The following is a 17,300-nucleotide window of genomic DNA, read 5'->3' as shown; positions in this document are numbered from 1 at the left end:
AGGCTGCATGCCTACGCACGCTTAGCCTTGGCGAAATACCAGCGCTTTGAGTGCGCTGTCCGGCTGGCTGTCGGGAAATTCTGGCGGGTTGCTCAGGCGTTCGCTGAACTGCAGGCTGGGTGCTTCTTGGCCCATGGCCTGAATCAGATAGCCCGGACCAATTTCCGGCTCGTTGCTGCAGGCCAACACCAGGCCGTTATCGCTGAGCAAGTCGGGCAGGCGGCGCAGGACTTTCGGATAGTCCTTGCTCAGTACAAAGCTGCCGCGCTGGAAGGACGGCGGGTCGATAATGATCAGGTCATAGGGGCCGTACTTGGCCACCTTGCCCCAGGACTTGAACAGGTCATGACCGAGAAACACCACCTGGCTCAACTCATGCTGATTCAGCCGGTGGTTATCCCGACCCCGGCTGAGCGCGGCTTTGGCCATGTCCAGGTTAACCACCTGCTGCGCGCCGCCGGCCAACGCCGCCACTGAAAAGCCGCAGGTGTAGGCAAACAGATTGAGCACGCGTTTGCCCGCCGATTGCGCCTGCACCCATTGGCGGCCGTAGCGCATGTCGAGAAACAGTCCGGTGTTCTGCTTGCGGCCCAGATCGAGCCGGTAATGCAGGCCGTGCTCGTGGATGTCCCAGTGCTCCATGGGCTCGCCGAGTAACCATTGGGTGGGGCTTTCGGGCAGATAGCGTTGCTGCAGCAACAGACTGTGCGCGCCACTCTGTTGCCACGCAGTGGTTTGGCTGAGCGCCAGCAGCAGGGCCTGCAGCGCCTGCAGTTCGTCATCACTCACCGGTTTGAACAGCGCCACCAGCAGCACGCCTTGTAGCCAATCCACGGTGACCTGCTCCAGCCCTGGCCAGCAGCGACCACGGCCATGGAACAGGCGGCGGGTTTCTTGGGGCGCAGTATTTAGGGCGGTCATCAGGTGTTGCTGCAGGATGGCGAGAGCGGCTGGAGTCATGGGCATGGTCATTCTAGCGGGGTACGAATGTTAACAGGCCGTCGCGCAGGATCGCCTGTGTCGATGATTGTTATCGGTAAAGGCGTTTGGCATTGCCCCGACACAGTGCCTAGCATGGCTGCCTTTCTTAACTGCCCTGAAGGTACTCCCATGCATATTGATGAAGCCATTCGCAGCCGCCGCGCCGTCAAAGGTTATGACCCTGCATTCGCCCTCAGTGAGGCGGATAAGGACGAGCTGCTGCAGTTGGCGTTGCATGCGCCTTCGGCGTTTAACCTGCAGCATGTGCGCCTGGTTGAGGTCAGCGACCCGGCCCTGCGTCAGCAACTGCGTGAAGTGGCTTGGGGTCAGGCGCAGGTCACGGATGCGTCGATGCTGGTGGTGGTCTGCGCGCAAGTCGACAGCTGGCAGCAGAATGTCGGTCGCGTCTGGGAAGGTGCGCCTGAGGACGTGCAGAATTACATGACCGGCGCTATCGACACCTATTACCGCGACAAGCCCCAGGTGCAACGCGACGAAACCATGCGCAGCTGTGGCCTGACGGCGCAAACGCTGATGCTGGCCGCACGCGGCAAAGGCTTGGATTCCTGCCCGATGGATGGTTTCGATTTTGCTGCCGTGGCCAAGCTGATCAACCTGCCGGACAATTATGTGATTGCCCTGATGGTGGCGGTCGGCAAGAAAAGCCTCGAGCCGAAACCGCGCATCGGCAAGCTGCCATTCAATGAGGTGGTGCTGCGTAACCGCTTCTGATCGCGCCCAGGCTGCTTGTCTTACACGCATCGTCAGTCATCACTGTGATCAGCCTACGGCTATTCACACCCCTAAAGATGAGATGACAACGCGGTAGTTTGCAGCGACTCTGGCAGCTATGACTGGCCGACACTTATCGGCCAGTCATACATAAAAAGAAGCCCGAGGAGCCCGCATGTCTGTTGAACACTTGGACGTTTTGATCATTGGCGCGGGTTTGTCTGGCGTCGGTGCGGCCTATCACCTGATGAAGCATTGCCCCGGCAAACGCTTCGCTGTCCTCGAAGGCCGCGCGGCCCTGGGCGGCACCTGGGACCTGTTCCGTTATCCGGGCATCCGTTCCGATTCAGATATGTTCACCCTCGGCTACAACTTCAAACCCTGGACCCACCCGCTGGCGATTGCCGACGGCTCGTCGATCCGTCGATATATCGATGAAACCGCACGGGAAAACGGCATTCAGGAAAAGATTCGTTTTCAGCACAAGGTACTCAAGGCTGACTGGTGCAGCGAGCATGCCACCTGGACCTTACAGGTGCAGCGTGGTGATGATGCCGAGCCGATCAATTTGAGCTGCCAGCACCTGCTAATGTGCACCGGTTATTATCGCTATGAGGCGGGCTACACCCCTGAATTCAAAGGCCGTGAGCAGTTCCAGGGTGAGTTTATCCACCCGCAGCTGTGGCCGGAAAGCTTCGATTACAGCGGCAAAAACGTGGTGGTGATCGGCAGTGGCGCCACCGCCGTCACCCTGGTGCCGGCGATGACCGATAAAGCCAAGCATGTGACCATGTTGCAGCGCTCGCCAACCTATGTGGTGAGCCTGCCTGAGGGCGATCCGCTTTCCGCCTTCCTGCGCCGCTGGCTGCCGGAATCCTGGGTCTATCGTCTAGCCCGCACGCGCAATGTGGCCATGCAGATGGCTTTCTACACCCTTGCTAAGGTCTGGCCCAGCCTGGTGCGCAAGTTGCTGCTGGGCCTGGCCAAGCGCCAACTCGGCGCAGATTTCGACATGCGCCATTTCAGCCCACACTACAAACCTTGGGATGAGCGGGTGTGTGTGGTACCCAATGGAGACTTGTTCACGGTGCTTCGAGAAGGCAAGGCCTCAGTGGTGACCGAGCATATCGATGGGCTGACCGCCAAGGGAATCCGCTTGAAAACCGGTGAAGAACTGCCCGCAGATGTGATCATCAGCGCCACCGGCCTTGAGTTGCAGCTGTTTGGCGGCATGCAGGTAACGGTAGATGGTGTGCCCTTTGAGGCGGCTAAGAGCATGGGCTATCGCGGCATCATGCTGCGCGATCTGCCCAATGCTGCGGTAGTACTGGGTTACACCAACGCCAGCTGGACGCTCAAGGCTGACCTCTCCAGCGAGTATTACTGCCGCCTGATCAATCATATGGATGCCACGGGTATGCGCCAATGCACGCCGCGCGATCCGGCGCGGCAGATCAAGAACGCGCCATTTCTCGATCTGGCCTCCGGCTATATTCAGCGTGCGGCTGGCAAAATACCTAGTCAGGGCGACCGTGCACCCTGGAAGCTCTACCAGAACTACCTATTGGATTTAGCGCTGCTGCGTTACGGCAAGGTTGAGGACGGTTACTTGGCGTTCAGTTCACCGCAGGTCGGTACAACTAATGCTAGGGCCACAGCGGTCTAAGCTCAACAGCAAGGTAAGCCAGGCGCTATAAATAGGTGGTGCGTTATACCTATATAGGTGTGGTCACTTCTCACTTTGTGTCTGGGCATAAAACCGCTATTATTTTCAGCCGTTTTTACGGCTGAATGCCCAGCGTTCCTTGCTGTTGTTGCAGATGACGCCTTTAGAGGATGAGTGGAATGGAATCGTCTAATCAAGAACAACGCTACCTACCTGAGCTACGGGCTTATATAGACATGCTGCTAGCTAAGGGCTGGGTAATCGCCGAGCGTAACCCGTTGACCCTGCAATCTGGGCGTAAGAGTTGTAGGGTTATGCATGGGATGTTGATTGGTGATGCCACGATTTAGCGCCTGCCTTCGCTTTTATTAAGCCGCTGCCGATCATTGCTGATCAGCAGCGGCTTTTTTATACCGGTGCAATACCCCTGCGCGATGGCGATCAGTGGCGGAATTAGGCATACACCTTAAATCCGGCAACATGATGGTCATGGATTAAGCGAGACGTGACAGCTCAGGCGGGTAGGATGAACGCTATCCGCATGACTTATTACAACAAGAGGAAGCCTCATGCTGCCCTTTAGCTTTGCCACCACGGCGCAGATTCTTTGTGAAATCGGCGCGTCCCAGCGTTTGGCTGAACTTTGCCGCGAGCGCGGTGCGCAGCGGGTTTTGATTGTTACCGACCCGGGCATCAGCAAGCTGGGCCTGCTCGACGCGGTGTTGCCAGGCTTTGCGCCGGCCAGTGTCAGTGTCGAGGTATTCGATCAGGTAGTGGCCGATCCACCGGAGGCCATACTGCTCGCGGCGGTGATGCAGGCCAAAGTGCTCAAGGCGCAGCTGATTATCGGCTTTGGCGGTGGCAGCTCAATGGATGTCGCCAAGCTGGTGGCGCTGCTGGCGCACCCCGATTGCAGTCAAGAGCTGGCGCAGATATACGGCGTCGGTAATGCCCGTGGTCAACGCTTGCCGCTGATTCTGGTACCGACCACTGCCGGTACAGGTTCTGAAGTCACGCAGATTTCCATTATTACCACGGGCGAAACAACCAAAATGGGTGTGGTTTCGCCGCTGCTGCTGCCAGATTTAGCGCTGCTGGACGCCGAGCTGACCTTAGGCCTGCCGCCAGCAGTGACGGCCGCTACCGGGATCGACGCCATGGTGCACGCCATTGAGGCCTACACCAGCGCGCTGAAAAAGAATCCGCTGTCCGACCTATTAGCCCGTGAGGCCCTGCGCTTACTCGCCGCCAACCTTGATGAAGTGGTGCACAACGGCGCTAACTGCGAGGCGCGCCAGGCTATGCTGCTCGGCTCCTGCCTGGCGGGTCAGGCGTTTGCCAACGCGCCGGTGGCGGCGGTGCATGCACTGGCCTATCCACTGGGCGGGCACTTTCATATCCCTCATGGGCTGAGCAACGCGCTGGTGCTGCCGCATGTGCTGGGTTTTAACGCCAGCGTGGCCGCACCGCTGTATGCCGAACTGGCTCCGTTGGTAGTGGGCAAGCAGCTGCGCGCCGGCGGGGTGGTGCAGCAGACCGAGCAATTTATCGGTGCCCTCGCAGACTTCAGTGAGCGCAGCGGCTTACCAATGCGCTTACGCGATGCAGGCGTGCCGCAAGAGATGCTGCCAACTCTGGCCCGTGATGCCATGCAGCAGCAGCGTCTGCTGGTGAACAACCCGCGGGAAATGACCGAGGCTCATGCCCTGGCCATCTACCAAGTGGCTTACTGAGGTTGTTTCGCGGCTGAAGCTCTTCCCACAGGTGTGTTCTGCCCAGTGGAAGAGGCTTTGCCGCGATGTTTCTGTATTCCTGCCCCTTTCAAGGACTCCTGATGAGCCAACCCCAGCACCTGCGCAGCGATTACCGCCACCTTCAGCCGATCACCACGCGCTGGCACGACAATGATGTCTATGGTCATGTGAACAACGTGACTTATTACAGCTTCTTCGACAGTGCGGTGAACACCTACCTGATCGAAGTCGGGGGCTTGGATATCCACAGCGGTGATGTGGTCGGCTTTGTGGTCAGTTCGAGCTGTGACTACTTCGATTCCATTGCCTTTCCCGAACGTATCGAGATTGGCTTGCGCGTCGGCAAGCTGGGCAACAGCTCAGTGCAGTACGAGTTGGCGGTGTTCAAAGCGCGTGAAGACGAGGCCTGCGCGGCCGGACGCTTCGTGCATGTCTTTGTTGATCGCATCAGCAACCGGCCGGTGAGTATTCCCGAGAACCTGCGGGCGGCGCTGACAGTGCTGTTGATGGAGCCGACTGTGTCGGCTGCGCATTAGCGGCGAGCTTTGACGCTGCAGTCGCGGCTAAAGCGCCCCCACACAAGCAAAAAGCCGCTACTAGGCGGCTTTTTGCTGTTAGCGTTCATCACTTAGTGATGTTTGTGCTTCTTATGCTTCTTGTGTTTATTGCCATGGTAGTGGCCGCGATCGCGATCACCGCCGCCGGCGTATTCATTGGCCAGTGCGCCGCCGGCAGCGCCACCGAGGCCGGCACCGATAGTCGAGCCCGTGCTGCCGCCCACCTTGTTACCTAATACCGAACCACCGGCGGCGCCCAGACCGCCACCCAGTGCGGCTTCAGTCTTATTACCGTCACGCGCAGTAATCACGCCACCGGCAGCGCCGCCTAGGCCGGCACCAATGGCCGCGCCGGTGCTGCCGCCGACCTGCTGGCCAATCACGTTGCCCAAGGCGCCACCAATACCACCGCCAATGGCCACCTTGCCTGTGTCGCCAGCGAAGGCGAGAGGTGAGACCAAGGCACTGAATAACAGCGCAGAACATAATGTACGCATACGGCAACCTTCTTCGATAAATGGTCAGGCGGTGCGTTTGATTGACGCCCGCTGTATTCGGGCCCTGCATCCGCACCTCGGACCTTTTTTATAAAGTCCGAGGTGCAGCGTTAGACGCTGCATTAGCGGAAAATTCCCTGCCGCTGGTCGCGGTTGTGATTGCCGCCACACAACCAGTGGTTAAAGGATGCGGGTCTCGGCTTGGCTAGCCTGCAGGCGGATGGCGACGTACTTTGAGGTCGGGGTGAAGCTGCCGGTACCGTAGCTCTCCAGTGGCACCAACGGATTGGCCTCCGGGTAGTAGGCGGCCGCTTGCCCGGCGGGAATATCAAAAGCCAGCAGAGTAAAACCGGTGACCTTGCGCTCGATGCCGTCATCCCAGAGCGACTCGAGATCGACCTTCTGTCCCGGCTGTAAGCCCAGGCGCAGAATGTCTGCTTCGTTGGCAAACAGCACCTGACGCTGGCCTTTAACCCCGCGATAACGATCATCAAGGCCATAAATGGTGGTGTTGTACTGGTCGTGGGAGCGCAAGGTTTGCAGGATCAGGTCCGGCGTCTGCCCACTGTTACGCACCTGTGGAGGCAGCAAGTCGGCGGGCAGCGGGTTAGCCTTGAAGTTGGCTTTCTGGTTGGCCGTGAGCCAGCGCCGCTCTGCGGCGGCATTACCCAGATAGAAGCCGCCCGGGTGTTGCAGGCGTTGGTTAAAGTCGCTGAAGCCGGGAATGGTGTCGGCAATCAGCATGCGGATACGGCTGTAGTCAGCGATCAGCGCGTCCCAATCCACCGGGCGCTCACCCAAGGTGGCTTTGGCGATGCCCGCGACGATCGCCGGCTCCGAGCGCATCTGCTTGGATAGCGGTTCGAGCTGGCCGTAAGAGGCGTGGATCATGCTGAACGAGTCTTCAACCGTCACCGCCTGCGGGCCGTCGGCCTGGTGGTCGATGTCGGTACGGCCGAGGCACGGCAAGATTAGTGCATCCGTGCCGATGGTTAGGTGGCTGCGATTGAGTTTGGTGCTGATTTGCACGGTCAGCGCGCAACGGCTCAGCGCAGTATGGCTGCGTGGGCTGTCCGGGGTGGCTTGGGCAAAGTTACCACCCAGGCCAATAAACACCTTGGCCTGGCCATCGAGCATGGCGTTGATTGCCTCGACGGTGTTGTGGCCTTGCTGGCGCGGGACCTGAAATTTAAAACGCTGCTCAATGGCATCGAGGAAGGCGGTAGACGGCCGCTCATTGATGCCCATGGTGCGGTCACCCTGCACGTTGCTGTGCCCGCGTACTGGGCACAGGCCGGCACCCGGCCGGCCGAGGTTGCCGCGCAGCAACTGCAGGTTGACGATTTCCTGAATAGTCGCCACTGAGTTGTGGTGTTGGGTGATGCCCATGGCCCAGCAGATGATCACTCGCTCGGCGCGGCGGTAAAGCAGGGCCGCATGCTGCAGGTCATCCAGGCTGAGGCCGGATTGCTCCACCAGCGAGTCCCAGCTGCTGGCATCGAGCAACGCCAGGTAGTCGTCCACACCGTCGGTGTGTTCGGCAATAAAGGCCAGGTCGAATACCGCCGGCTCGCCTTTGGCCAGTGCCTCGCGGTGCCACTGCAGGAGGAACTTGGCCATCGCGCGCAAGGCCGCTAGATCGCCGCCCAGCGCCGGGCGGAAGAACGCGGTGTTCAATGGCTCGGAGCCATTGGTGAGCATTTCCAGGGCGTGTTGCGGGTGCTGAAAGCGCTCCAGGCCGCGCTCTTTCAGCGGGTTGAAGCACACCACTTGAGCGCCACGCTGCACCGCTTCGCGCAGGGGTTCGAGCATGCGTGGGTGGTTGGTGCCCGGGTTCTGGCCGAGCACGAAGATCGCGTCGCTGTGCTCGAAATCGGCGAAAGTGACGCTGCCCTTGCCCACACCGACACTCTGACCGAGGGCTACGCCGCTGGCTTCATGGCACATGTTCGAGCAGTCGGGAAAATTGTTGCTGCCAAAGGCGCGCACAAACAGCTGATACAGGTAGGCCGCTTCGTTACTGGCGCGGCCGGAGGTGTAGAACTCGGCCTGATTTGGGCTTTCCAGGTTGTTGAGATGCTGAGCAATCAGCTTGAAGGCGTCGTCCCAGCTGACCGGCAGGTAGTGATCGCTGGTCGCGTCATAGCGCATCGGCTCGGTCAGACGGCCCTGATATTCAAGCCAGTAGTCGCTCTGCTCGCGCAGCTGGCTGACGCTGTAGCGGGCGAAGAACGCCGCATCGACACGCCGCTTGGTGGCTTCCCAGTTAACCGCCTTGGCGCCGTTTTCACAGAACTTGATGTGGCCATCTTCCGGCGAGTCGCCCCAGGCGCAACCCGGGCAATCGAAACCGCCGTGCTGGTTGGTCTTGAGCAGCGCCCGCAGGTTCTTGAATGGCTGTTTACTGTCCAGCCAAAAGTGCGTGACGCTGCGCAGTGCGCCCCAGCCGGCAGCTGCACCCGAGTAAGGTTTATAACGTGGCTTGATTTCTTGCAGGCTCATGGTTACTTCGCTCCGGGCGCGGCTGGGCTGTAGACCCGCGGTGCACTCTGCTGGGGAATATGGATCAGGTTGAGGTTATGCCGGCGAGCCCATTGCACGCTCAGGCTGGTTGGCGCGGACAGGCTGACCAAGGTGCCAATACCGGCGCGCAACGCTTTGTGGATCAGTTCCAGGCTGCAGCGGCTGGTAACCACGGCAAAGCCCTGGCGCCGTTCACGGCCTTCGCGATGGAGGGCGCCGAGTAGTTTGTCGAGGGCGTTATGCCGGCCGATGTCTTCGCGGCACAGGCGGATCTCGCCCTGGCTGTCGACAAACAGCGCGGCATGCACCGCGCCGCTGTGACGGGCCAGGGTTTGTACACTTTGAATACGTTGGCGCAGCCCCTGCAAATGCGCGGCTGCAGGCAGTGTGCTGGGCGGCAGGCTGCACAGTTGCGGCAGGGCCTGTTCCAAGGCTTCCACCCCACATAAGCCGCAGCCGCTGGTGCCGGCCAGGGTCCGGCGTTGTTGCTTGAGTGCCCAGAACGCCCGGTTGCTGACCTGCACCTCGGCGCTTATGGCATTGTCATGTGGCTGGAGGCTGATGTCGTAGATGTCATCGAGCGAGTCGATCAGGCCGGCGCTGAGGCTGAAGCCGTAAATAAAGTCTTCCAGGTCGCTGGGCGAAACCATCATCACGCTGTGGCTGAGACCGTTATAGCTGATGGCCAGCGCAACTTCTTCGGCCAAAGCGGCGGCTCCGCCTTGCTGCTCGCAGGCCAGTTCGATATAGCTGTAGGCAGGTGCCGGTACCCGCGCAGGCGCTTGAGTGGTGCTGCTGGACGAAGCGTGATGGGGCATGGGCGAGAATTCCCGGCGACAAGATGTCTGTCCAGCCTAGGCCGCTATGCCGGGTGCGTCTAATTGTCGCTGCCGATGTAGTGATCGACGTGCTCTATCAAGCCTTAAGCGTGGGCCTTTCAGAGGCGCGCAGGCTGCAAAAGCCCCTGTGCCTCGGCGAAGCAGGCATCGGCCAGTGCGGAGCGCGGGGCGCTACGGCGCATGATCAGGCCCAGCGGAGCGAGGGTGTGGGCGTCTTCGATGGGCGTTAGCGCCAGGTGTTCGGTGAACTCTGCCAGGCCACTGTTGAGCGGCATGATCGCGCAACACAGTCCGGCGCTGACGGCTTGCAGCAGTTGGTGCACGGCGTCGGTTTCCAGCCGCGGGTTGGGCGTTAGACCGCGCGAGCGGAAGCTGTGATCGATGGACTGACGAAAATGCATGCCCGCCGAGAGCAGGCCGAGCGGCAGTTCGATCAGGCTTTCCCAGCGCAGGGCGGCACGGGTGAACTGAAAATGCCGACGGTCATACAGCAGGCCCATGCGCGTCTCGGCCAGTTCTAGGCTGTCAAAGTGCTCACGATCCAGGCGGTCGAGGTAAGACAGGCCGAGGTCCAGCTGATTACGCCCCAGGCGTTCGAGAATTTGCTCACTGCTCAGGGCAAACAGCTGAAAACGTAAGCCCGCATGCTGCTCGGCAAAAAACTGCACCAGGCGCATAGGGTCAAACCCGGCCAGCGGCACTACGCCCAAGCGCAGAGTGCCGACCAGCTGGCCACGACAGGCCGCCGCTTCGGCATACAGGCCGTCATGCGCGGCCATCAGGCTGCGGGCCCAGGCCAGAATGCGTTCGCCCTCGGCACTGAAGCCTTCGAAGCGCTGGCCGCGATGGACCAACTCCAGGCCCAGTTCATCTTCTAGCTGGCGCAGGCGCATGGACAAGGTCGGCTGGGTGATATGGCAACGTGCCGCCGCCTGGCCGAAATGCCGAGTCTCATCCAGGGCGATCAGGAACTTCAGCTGTTTGATATCCACAATGCATCCTTAAGGCCCAGGCTGTGCGGCGATTCTAGCAGGCTGCCGCAACGGATTTATCGCGCTGCAACCCAGTCATGTTTCAGGGTCTAGACTTTCAGCGCCGGGCATCATCGCTCGGCCCTTTCCCAAGGAATCAAGAGGAAGCCCTATGAGCCTATTTGCCTTTGTTAAAGATGCTGGTGTGAAACTGTGGGAGTCGCTGGTTGGTCAAGAAGCTCAGGCGGCTGAGTCGCTGGCGGCGCACATCACCAAGGTTGGTTTGGGCAACCCGGCTATTCAGTTGAGTGTCGAGGGTGAAAAGGTGACCGCCCGTGGCGAAGTGGCCAGCCAGGAAGAGAAGGAGAAAATTCTTTTGGCTCTGGGCAACGTTGCTGGCGTCTCTGAAGTAGAGGATCACATCACGGTGGCGACTCCGGCCCCGGCGGCACGCTTTGTCACGGTGAAGAAGGGCGACACCCTGAGCGCGATTGCCAAGGCTGAATACGGCAACGCCAACGCTTACCCGAAAATCTTCCAAGCTAACAAACCGATGCTCAGCCATCCGGACAAAATTTATCCGGGCCAGGTACTGCGTATCCCTGAGTAAGTTACGCTGTTTTGGGCGGCTGCGGCCGCCCATTCCCGTTGTTATAAGCCTTTCAGTAACGCCCGGTAATCCTCGACTGCGGCAAATTCCTCGGTATCTTTCGGCCCCGCTTGGCTGTCGGGCTGACGCACGGCCAGCAGGTGGCCGACGCCAAAGTGCGCGGCGCTGCGCAGAACCGGCAGGCTGTCATCGATAAACAGGCTGCGCGCCGCCGTAAAGGGGCAGTCCTGCTGCAGGGCGTGCCAGAACTGTTGGTCTTCCTTGGGGAAGCCATAGTCGTGGGAGCTGATCAGCCGGTCGAAATAGGGTGCCAGCTCGATGCGCTCCAGCTTCAGTGACAACGAGTCACGGTGCGCGTTGGTGATCATCACTACCTGCTTGCCGGCGTCGCGAATGGCGCTAATAAAGGTATCGGCATCTGGGCGCAGGGCGATCAGGTGCGCCACTTCACGCTTGAGATCGCGGATCGACAGGTTTAGCTCGCGGCTCCAGAAGTCTGTGCAATACCAGTTGAGCGTACCGGCGTGCTCCCGGAACAACGGCAGCAGTTCGGCGTCGGCGAGCGCACGGCTGATACCGTGGTGTTCGGCATAACGCTGCGGCAGGTGGTGCAACCAGAAGTGGTTGTCGAAGTGCAGGTCGAGCAGAGTGCCGTCCATATCCAGCAGGACGGTGTCGATGGCATTCCAGGGCAAAGCGGGCATGCGAACTCTTTGAGTGGGTGCGCAGGCGGTCGCGATTTGCGCCTTTGGCGTCGAGGTCGCGCAATCTCCTGGGCAGATAATAGGAAAAGGCACGTTATGATAACCCGCTATGTCCTGCCCAGGAGCTACCCCATGCGTCAGAAACCCACCGTGCTGGCCCGCGAAATTGTCGCCAGCAGCCGCTTGTTTCGTGTCGAAGAATTGCAGCTGCGCTTCAGTAATGGCGTCGAGCGCACTTATGAGCGCCTGGTGGGCAAGGGCTCTGGTTATGGCGCGGTGATGATTGTAGCGATGGCGGATGCTGAGCATGCCCTGCTGGTAGAGGAATATTGTGGTGGGACCGATGACTATCAGCTGTCATTGCCCAAGGGCTTGATTGAGCCGGGCGAAGACGTACTGGACGCGGCCAACCGTGAGCTTAAAGAAGAAGCCGGTTTTGGTGCGCGGCACCTGGAGCACCTTGCCGAGCTGAGCCTGTCGCCGGGTTATATGAGCCAGAAGATTCAGGTGGTATTGGCCCAGAATCTCTATGAAGAGCGCCTGCCCGGCGACGAGCCAGAGCCGATGCGCGTCGATAAAGCCAATCTGCGCGACCTGTCGGGCCTGATTCAGCAGCCACAATTCACCGAAGGCCGCGCCTTGGCAGCGCTGTATCTGGTCCGCGATCTGCTGATTCAACGTGGAGAATTTAAACTGTGAGCCACCCCCTGATTCCGGCCGTGATCGAGCTGGTGCGCCAAGCCGGTGCTGCCACCCTGCCGCACTGGCGGGCCAACGTAACGGTCAATGAGAAGGCCGACGCCTCACCGGTGACGGCGGCTGACCTGGCCGCACACCACCTCCTCAACGATGGCTTGCTGGCCCTCGTCCCGCATATCCCTGTGCTTTCCGAGGAGGCGGCTGACATTGCCTTGAGTGAGCGGGCGCAGTGGAGTACTTGGTGGCTGGTCGATCCGCTGGACGGGACCAAGGAATTTATCGCCGGCAGCGAGGAGTTCACTGTTAACGTCGCGCTGATCGAAAACGGTCGGGTGGTGTTTGGCGTGGTGGGCATTCCGGCCACCGGCCTGTGTTATTACGGCGGTGCCGGCCTGGGCGCTTGGCGCATTGATGCCGCGGGTGAGGGCGAGTCGATCAGTGTGCGTCTGGCGCCGCCGGAGACCTTTACCCTGGTCGCCAGCCGTCGCCATTCAAGTCCCGCGCAGGAAGCTTTGCTTGCAGGTTTGAGTGAGCGCTTCGGCGACTTGCAGATGGCTAACGTCGGCAGCTCATTGAAGTTCTGCCTGCTGGCCGAAGGCAATGCCGATTGCTACCCGCGCCTGGCCCCGACCTCGCAATGGGACACCGCAGCGGCCCAGGGCGTATTGGAAGGCGCAGGTGGCGAAGTGTTGACACTCAAGGGTGAAGCGCTGACCTATGAGGCGCGAGAGTCGTTGCTCAATCCGTACTTTCTTGCCCTGCCGGCTGCAGCCGCTTGGCGCGATGAGCTGATCCAGCTGGCCCGCGCGCTGGATTAAGCCAGCAACTTAGGATGGGTTAGCCGCCTAGCGGCGTTAGCCATTGCCGTATTTAAGGGGTGAGAGCGGTTGCTGGGTATCGCTGCGCTCAACCCAGCCTACGGCTACTGCTTAGGCTTGGCTCAGTCGAGCATGTCGCCGTAGCGTGCATCCTTCTTGAACACCAGCGGTTGGGCGAAGCCCGGCACCTTGATCTGCTCGGGGCTGATCTCGATCTGCTGATCGTCGATCAGATCGTTACCGAAGTTGTAGATGATCCCCAGTTGCCCCAGCAGTGCTTGCGCGTCGTAAGCCTGGGCGGCAGCTCGGGTGGCTTCGCGGCGCTGCAAGTAGGCGGCAAATGCTGCTTCACCATGGCGCTTGCGCAGCATGCGTTCAGCGACATGCGGTGCCAGCAGCAGGGCGCTGGCATTGTTGCCGCCAAAACCTTTGGAATTGATAAAGCACACATCCAGTTGCTGCGGCGCACGGGTGCGGTCAGTGGTGGCGAAGCTCAGGTGCTGCTGCCGTACATCGCCCGCCACCGCATCGATGGTTTTGATGCCGGGGATAATGCCGTACTTGAAACTGCCCAAGGCAGAGATCACTTGGTCGCCACTGGCAGCAGCCAGCGAGTGACCGACAAAGGCTTTTACCGCCGTCACCGGCCACTGTTCGATGGCAAAGGTGTTGGCGATCTGGTCGAGAATCACCGACTCGGTCACCCGGTTGGCCGGGGTGCTGGAACCGTGGGCGTGGACGAAGCTGCGCTCACGTACAGCCTCGATACCCAGCAGTTGCACGGCGCTGGCTACGGCCTTGGCCACCGTCAGGTAGTTGCCGGGGCCGGGGGCGGAGATGGATTTTTTGAAACCATCGGCGTTGATAAATACATCCGGCACGGCGCCGTGGATGTCGGCGCCCAGCTGCAGCGCCAGTTCATCATCCATCAGCACCACGAACTGGCAGGCTTCGGCCAGGGTAAAACCGCAGTTGTCGCCAAACGGGCGGCTGGCGCGGCGGAAGTCCACGTCATCGCTGCCTTGGATCTGCCGTAGGCCTTCCTCGGTGGCCAACGCGCCCATGGCGCCGTAACCCTCGATGCATTCCTGGTTGATCGGTGCTTCGCTGCTGCCAACGATGACCACCCGCGCCTTGCCCGAACTGATCTGCTCGATGCCTTTTTGCAGGTTGTAGAGGAAGCTGGCGCAGGCCCCGGTGATGCTGCCGGTGGTGCCGACGCTGCCCAGCACGTAGGCGTTGATAAAGTCCGCCGACATGGTGTTGAGGCCCAGGGCCAGCTGTTTGGCGGTGACCCGGCCGCCCTTGAGGCGGGACTGCATCAGGCCGCCGAAGCCGTTTTCGTCGAGCTGGCTCATGATGCAGCTGGAGAACACCGCGACTTCGTCGGGGGCCACGTGCTGCATGATGGTCTGCCAGTCGATGCCAGTGGCGCGCAGGGCATCGGTTACGCCGACAATGGTCATGGCCAGGCCGCGCGGGTGAAAGCGTGCGTTGTACAGCTCGCTCGGCTCGAAACCCGTAGGCAGCTGGCCGGCGGACTTCACCGGCAGGGCGCGGTAGCTGTCGACCTTGAACTCGCAGTTGTCATGCAGGGTGACTAGCACTTCGGTGGCGTTCAACTCGTCCACCGCCCAGTCCGACGGCAGTGGGTTTGGCAGGTGCTTGCGCAGGGTGATAAAGCTCAGCGGCTGGCCGGCTGTGGCGCTGATGTCGATGGTCTTCTGCCAGTGCGCTGCGTCGGGGTCCAAGTGCTGCTTCTCGATGCGGCGCACCAGGGTCGAGGCGATGATTTGCTCGGCGAAGCGGCTGTCGATCTCGGCCAGGCTGAGGAGGTTGCCCTGGTCGTCTTGGTAATCCTGATTAACCACTTTGACCAGCTTCATCATCACCGCCAGGCCCGCGAGGGTCTGCTGGCGGGCTGGCGTGTCCATGGATTCCAGCACCGTGCGGCGGAAACCATGGTGGAAGGAGCTACGCCCGGCTGCGTTATAGCCACCAAAACCAACGATCACAGGTAAACGTGAGGTCACTCGATAACTCCTTGAAAAGAAAACGCCGGACAAGCTCAGATAAAATGATGGCAGCTTGTCATGGCTGCTGGAGCGCTCTGCGGCGGGCGTTGTGCCTCGATGAGGTGCTCAGCATGGCTATGTGGATGCCTATGCTGACGTGATTGATGACCTGTGAGTCACGGTTTCGACCAAGGTAGCGCATCGCTAAAACCCCACCGCTGTTATGGTTTCTCCAGCCCAAGGTCCAGTTGGAGAATAACAATGCACAGCGTTAATCCTTACGAATACGGCATGCCGCGCGATGCGGCGAATTTTCAAGCGCTCAGCCCGTTGAGCTTTCTTGAGCGTGCCGCCAGTGTCTACCCGCAGCGCCTGGCGCTGATCAATGGCAGCCTGCGCCAGACCTGGGGTGAAACCTACGCCCGGAGTATCCGTTTGGCCTCGGCCTTGGCTCAACGCGGCATTGGTCTGGGCGATACCGTTGCGGTACTCGCGCCGAACGGCCCGGCAATGTTCGAAGCGCATTTTGGCGTGCCGATGTGCGGCGCTGTGCTGAATGCCATCAACACTCGTCTGGATGCCGAAGCCATTGCTTTTATCCTGCAGCACGGCGAGGCCAAAGTGCTGTTGGTGGATAAAGAGTTTGGCGAACTGGCGCAGCGGGTGGTCGGACACTTGCCGCAACAGCCGCTGGTGATCGCGATCGACGACCCCGAATACGCCGACGGCCTGCTAATTGGTCAGCTCGATTACGAGGCGTTGCTGGCTGAAGGCGACGCCGATTACGCCTGGCAGTTGCCGGTAGACGAGTGGCAGGCGATCTCGCTCAATTACACCTCTGGTACCACCGGCAACCCCAAGGGCGTGGTCTATCACCACCGCGGCGCGCACTTGAATGCGTTGTCTAATGCCATGTGCTGGGACATGAGCCGCTTCCCGGTGTACCTGTGGACGTTACCGATGTTCCATTGCAACGGCTGGTGTTTCCCTTGGGCGCTCGCCGCCTATGTTGGGGTTAACGTATGCCTACGCCATGTGCGCGCCGAGGCTATTTATCCAGCACTTGCCGAGCATGGCGTCGATCACTTCTGCGGTGCGCCGATTGTGCTGAACATGCTGTCCAACGCTTGCGATGAGTTGAAGGCGCTGAAGACTCAGCCGGTCAAAGTACTGACCGCCGGCGCTGCACCGCCAGCGGCGGTGATCGAAGCCATGGAGGCGTTAGAGTTCCGTGTCACCCACGTATACGGCCTGACCGAAACCTACGGCCCCAGCGTCGCTTGCGAATGGAAAAGCGAGTGGGACAGCGAAACGCCAGAGCAGCGCGCCCGCTTGAAATCCCGTCAGGGTGTGCGTGCGCCCTTGCTCGACGGCCTGATGGTGGCTGATCCGGACACGCTGCAGCCGGTGCCGAGGGATGGCCAAACCATCGGTGAAATCATGATGCGCGGCAACGTGGTGATGAAAGGCTACCTGAAGAACCCCACGGCCACCGCCGAGGCCTTTGCCGGCGGCTGGTTCCACTCCGGCGACCTGGCGGTGTGGCATGCCGATGGCTATATAGAGATCAAAGATCGCTCCAAGGACATCATCATTTCTGGCGGCGAAAACATTTCCTCCATCGAGGTGGAAGATGTGTTGTACCGCCATCCGCTGATTCTTGAGGCGGCGGTAGTGGCGATGGCCCACGCCAAATGGGGCGAAACGCCTTGCGCCTTCGTTACCCTAAAACCAGATGCCGAGCTGACGGCCGAGGAGTTGATCAGCTTCTGTCAGCAGCGTCTGGCGCGGTTCAAAGTGCCGGGTTACGTGGTGTTTAGCCCTTTGCCGAAAACCAGCACCGGCAAGGTGCAGAAGTTTGTTCTGCGTGAACAGGCCAAGGCTTTGGCCGCACAGCAGGCGGTGGCCTGAGCGCCGGGCTTTTAGCTCGCGTG

At 60.4% G+C, this 17,300-nt stretch carries 16 protein-coding genes; 9 read left to right on the top strand and 7 right to left on the bottom strand.

Going from position 1 to position 17,300, the window contains the following annotated elements; all coding sequences use genetic code 11:
- Positions 1-21: 21 nt before the first annotated feature.
- Positions 22-960, bottom strand: coding sequence for a class I SAM-dependent methyltransferase (locus tag BMZ32_RS06180; protein ID WP_090240582.1), 939 nt, complete (start codon positions 958-960; stop codon positions 22-24).
- A gap of 150 nt (positions 961-1,110) precedes the next feature.
- Between BMZ32_RS06180 and BMZ32_RS06175 the strand changes: the two genes are divergently transcribed.
- The 5 genes from BMZ32_RS06175 to BMZ32_RS06160 all read left to right on the top strand — a co-directional run bounded on the left by BMZ32_RS06175 (position 1,111) and on the right by BMZ32_RS06160 (position 5,669).
- Positions 1,111-1,713 (top strand): nitroreductase family protein, encoded by a 603-nt coding sequence (locus BMZ32_RS06175; protein WP_090241568.1) that lies wholly within the window; start codon positions 1,111-1,113, stop codon positions 1,711-1,713.
- A 175-nt stretch (positions 1,714-1,888) separates the two neighbouring features.
- Positions 1,889-3,379: a flavin-containing monooxygenase gene (locus BMZ32_RS06170; protein WP_090240579.1), complete on the top strand. Its 1,491-nt coding sequence runs from the start codon at positions 1,889-1,891 to the stop codon at positions 3,377-3,379.
- A 179-nt stretch (positions 3,380-3,558) separates the two neighbouring features.
- On the top strand, positions 3,559-3,729 hold the full coding sequence (locus BMZ32_RS19420; protein ID WP_167376719.1) for a hypothetical protein: 171 nt from the start codon (positions 3,559-3,561) through the stop codon (positions 3,727-3,729).
- A gap of 219 nt (positions 3,730-3,948) precedes the next feature.
- Positions 3,949-5,112, top strand: a complete 1,164-nt coding sequence (locus BMZ32_RS06165) for an iron-containing alcohol dehydrogenase (protein ID WP_090240578.1) — start codon at positions 3,949-3,951, stop codon at positions 5,110-5,112.
- 101 nt (positions 5,113-5,213) lie between these two features.
- Complete coding sequence (locus BMZ32_RS06160) at positions 5,214-5,669, top strand: acyl-CoA thioesterase (protein WP_090240576.1); 456 nt, start codon at positions 5,214-5,216, stop codon at positions 5,667-5,669.
- A 92-nt stretch (positions 5,670-5,761) separates the two neighbouring features.
- Here the strand turns inward: BMZ32_RS06160 and BMZ32_RS06155 are convergent, their stop codons facing one another.
- From BMZ32_RS06155 to BMZ32_RS06140, 4 genes are all read right to left on the bottom strand, one after another.
- The gene (locus tag BMZ32_RS06155; RefSeq protein WP_090240575.1) at positions 5,762-6,187 is read right to left on the bottom strand and encodes a glycine zipper domain-containing protein; all 426 of its coding nucleotides are present in this window, start codon (positions 6,185-6,187) and stop codon (positions 5,762-5,764) included.
- Between the two features lie 180 nt (positions 6,188-6,367).
- A complete protein-coding gene (locus BMZ32_RS06150; RefSeq protein WP_090240573.1) occupies positions 6,368-8,689 on the bottom strand; it encodes an FdhF/YdeP family oxidoreductase in 2,322 nt (773 codons plus the stop codon).
- Between the two features lie 2 nt (positions 8,690-8,691).
- Positions 8,692-9,528, bottom strand: a complete 837-nt coding sequence (gene fdhD, locus BMZ32_RS06145) for a formate dehydrogenase accessory sulfurtransferase FdhD (RefSeq protein WP_090240572.1) — start codon at positions 9,526-9,528, stop codon at positions 8,692-8,694.
- Positions 9,529-9,647: 119 nt separating this feature from the next.
- The gene (locus BMZ32_RS06140; protein WP_090240570.1) at positions 9,648-10,541 is read right to left on the bottom strand and encodes a LysR family transcriptional regulator; all 894 of its coding nucleotides are present in this window, start codon (positions 10,539-10,541) and stop codon (positions 9,648-9,650) included.
- Between the two features lie 151 nt (positions 10,542-10,692).
- On the opposite strand from BMZ32_RS06140, the gene lysM reads away from it, so the two are divergent.
- Positions 10,693-11,130: a peptidoglycan-binding protein LysM gene (lysM, locus tag BMZ32_RS06135; protein ID WP_090240569.1), complete on the top strand. Its 438-nt coding sequence runs from the start codon at positions 10,693-10,695 to the stop codon at positions 11,128-11,130.
- Positions 11,131-11,171: 41 nt separating this feature from the next.
- Here lysM and yrfG read toward each other — a convergent pair whose 3' ends face one another.
- Complete coding sequence (yrfG, locus tag BMZ32_RS06130; RefSeq protein WP_090240567.1) at positions 11,172-11,834, bottom strand: GMP/IMP nucleotidase; 663 nt, start codon at positions 11,832-11,834, stop codon at positions 11,172-11,174.
- 132 nt (positions 11,835-11,966) lie between these two features.
- Between yrfG and nudE the strand changes: the two genes are divergently transcribed.
- On the top strand, positions 11,967-12,533 hold the full coding sequence (gene nudE, locus BMZ32_RS06125) for an ADP compounds hydrolase NudE (RefSeq protein WP_090240565.1): 567 nt from the start codon (positions 11,967-11,969) through the stop codon (positions 12,531-12,533).
- The gene (gene cysQ / locus BMZ32_RS06120; protein WP_090240564.1) at positions 12,530-13,351 is read left to right on the top strand and encodes a 3'(2'),5'-bisphosphate nucleotidase CysQ; all 822 of its coding nucleotides are present in this window, start codon (positions 12,530-12,532) and stop codon (positions 13,349-13,351) included. The genes nudE and cysQ overlap by 4 nt, the downstream gene beginning before the upstream one ends.
- A 122-nt stretch (positions 13,352-13,473) precedes the next feature.
- On the opposite strand, the gene BMZ32_RS06115 is transcribed toward cysQ, so the two are convergent.
- Complete coding sequence (locus tag BMZ32_RS06115; protein ID WP_090240562.1) at positions 13,474-15,384, bottom strand: beta-ketoacyl synthase; 1,911 nt, start codon at positions 15,382-15,384, stop codon at positions 13,474-13,476.
- A 243-nt stretch (positions 15,385-15,627) separates the two neighbouring features.
- Between BMZ32_RS06115 and BMZ32_RS06110 the strand changes: the two genes are divergently transcribed.
- On the top strand, positions 15,628-17,277 hold the full coding sequence (locus tag BMZ32_RS06110) for an acyl-CoA synthetase (protein ID WP_090240561.1): 1,650 nt from the start codon (positions 15,628-15,630) through the stop codon (positions 17,275-17,277).
- The last annotated feature ends 23 nt before the right edge of the window (positions 17,278-17,300 follow it).

It is taken from the genome of Pseudomonas guineae, assembly GCF_900113745.1.
Taxonomy (GTDB): domain Bacteria; phylum Pseudomonadota; class Gammaproteobacteria; order Pseudomonadales; family Pseudomonadaceae; genus Aquipseudomonas; species Aquipseudomonas guineae.
The sequence above is the reverse complement of the archived record's forward strand: the minus strand, read 5'-3'. Positions and strand labels throughout refer to the sequence as shown.

Coding starts and splice junctions, on each gene's coding strand:
- BMZ32_RS06180 (WP_090240582.1), bottom strand. CDS start 960: ATGACTCCAGCCGCTCTCGCCATCCTGCAGCAACACCTGATGACCGCC.
- BMZ32_RS06175 (WP_090241568.1), top strand. CDS start 1,111: ATGCATATTGATGAAGCCATTCGCAGCCGCCGCGCCGTCAAAGGTTAT.
- BMZ32_RS06170 (WP_090240579.1), top strand. CDS start 1,889: ATGTCTGTTGAACACTTGGACGTTTTGATCATTGGCGCGGGTTTGTCT.
- BMZ32_RS19420 (WP_167376719.1), top strand. CDS start 3,559: ATGGAATCGTCTAATCAAGAACAACGCTACCTACCTGAGCTACGGGCT.
- BMZ32_RS06165 (WP_090240578.1), top strand. CDS start 3,949: ATGCTGCCCTTTAGCTTTGCCACCACGGCGCAGATTCTTTGTGAAATC.
- BMZ32_RS06160 (WP_090240576.1), top strand. CDS start 5,214: ATGAGCCAACCCCAGCACCTGCGCAGCGATTACCGCCACCTTCAGCCG.
- BMZ32_RS06155 (WP_090240575.1), bottom strand. CDS start 6,187: ATGCGTACATTATGTTCTGCGCTGTTATTCAGTGCCTTGGTCTCACCT.
- BMZ32_RS06150 (WP_090240573.1), bottom strand. CDS start 8,689: ATGAGCCTGCAAGAAATCAAGCCACGTTATAAACCTTACTCGGGTGCA.
- fdhD (WP_090240572.1), bottom strand. CDS start 9,528: ATGCCCCATCACGCTTCGTCCAGCAGCACCACTCAAGCGCCTGCGCGG.
- lysM (WP_090240569.1), top strand. CDS start 10,693: ATGAGCCTATTTGCCTTTGTTAAAGATGCTGGTGTGAAACTGTGGGAG.
- yrfG (WP_090240567.1), bottom strand. CDS start 11,834: ATGCCCGCTTTGCCCTGGAATGCCATCGACACCGTCCTGCTGGATATG.
- nudE (WP_090240565.1), top strand. CDS start 11,967: ATGCGTCAGAAACCCACCGTGCTGGCCCGCGAAATTGTCGCCAGCAGC.
- BMZ32_RS06110 (WP_090240561.1), top strand. CDS start 15,628: ATGCACAGCGTTAATCCTTACGAATACGGCATGCCGCGCGATGCGGCG.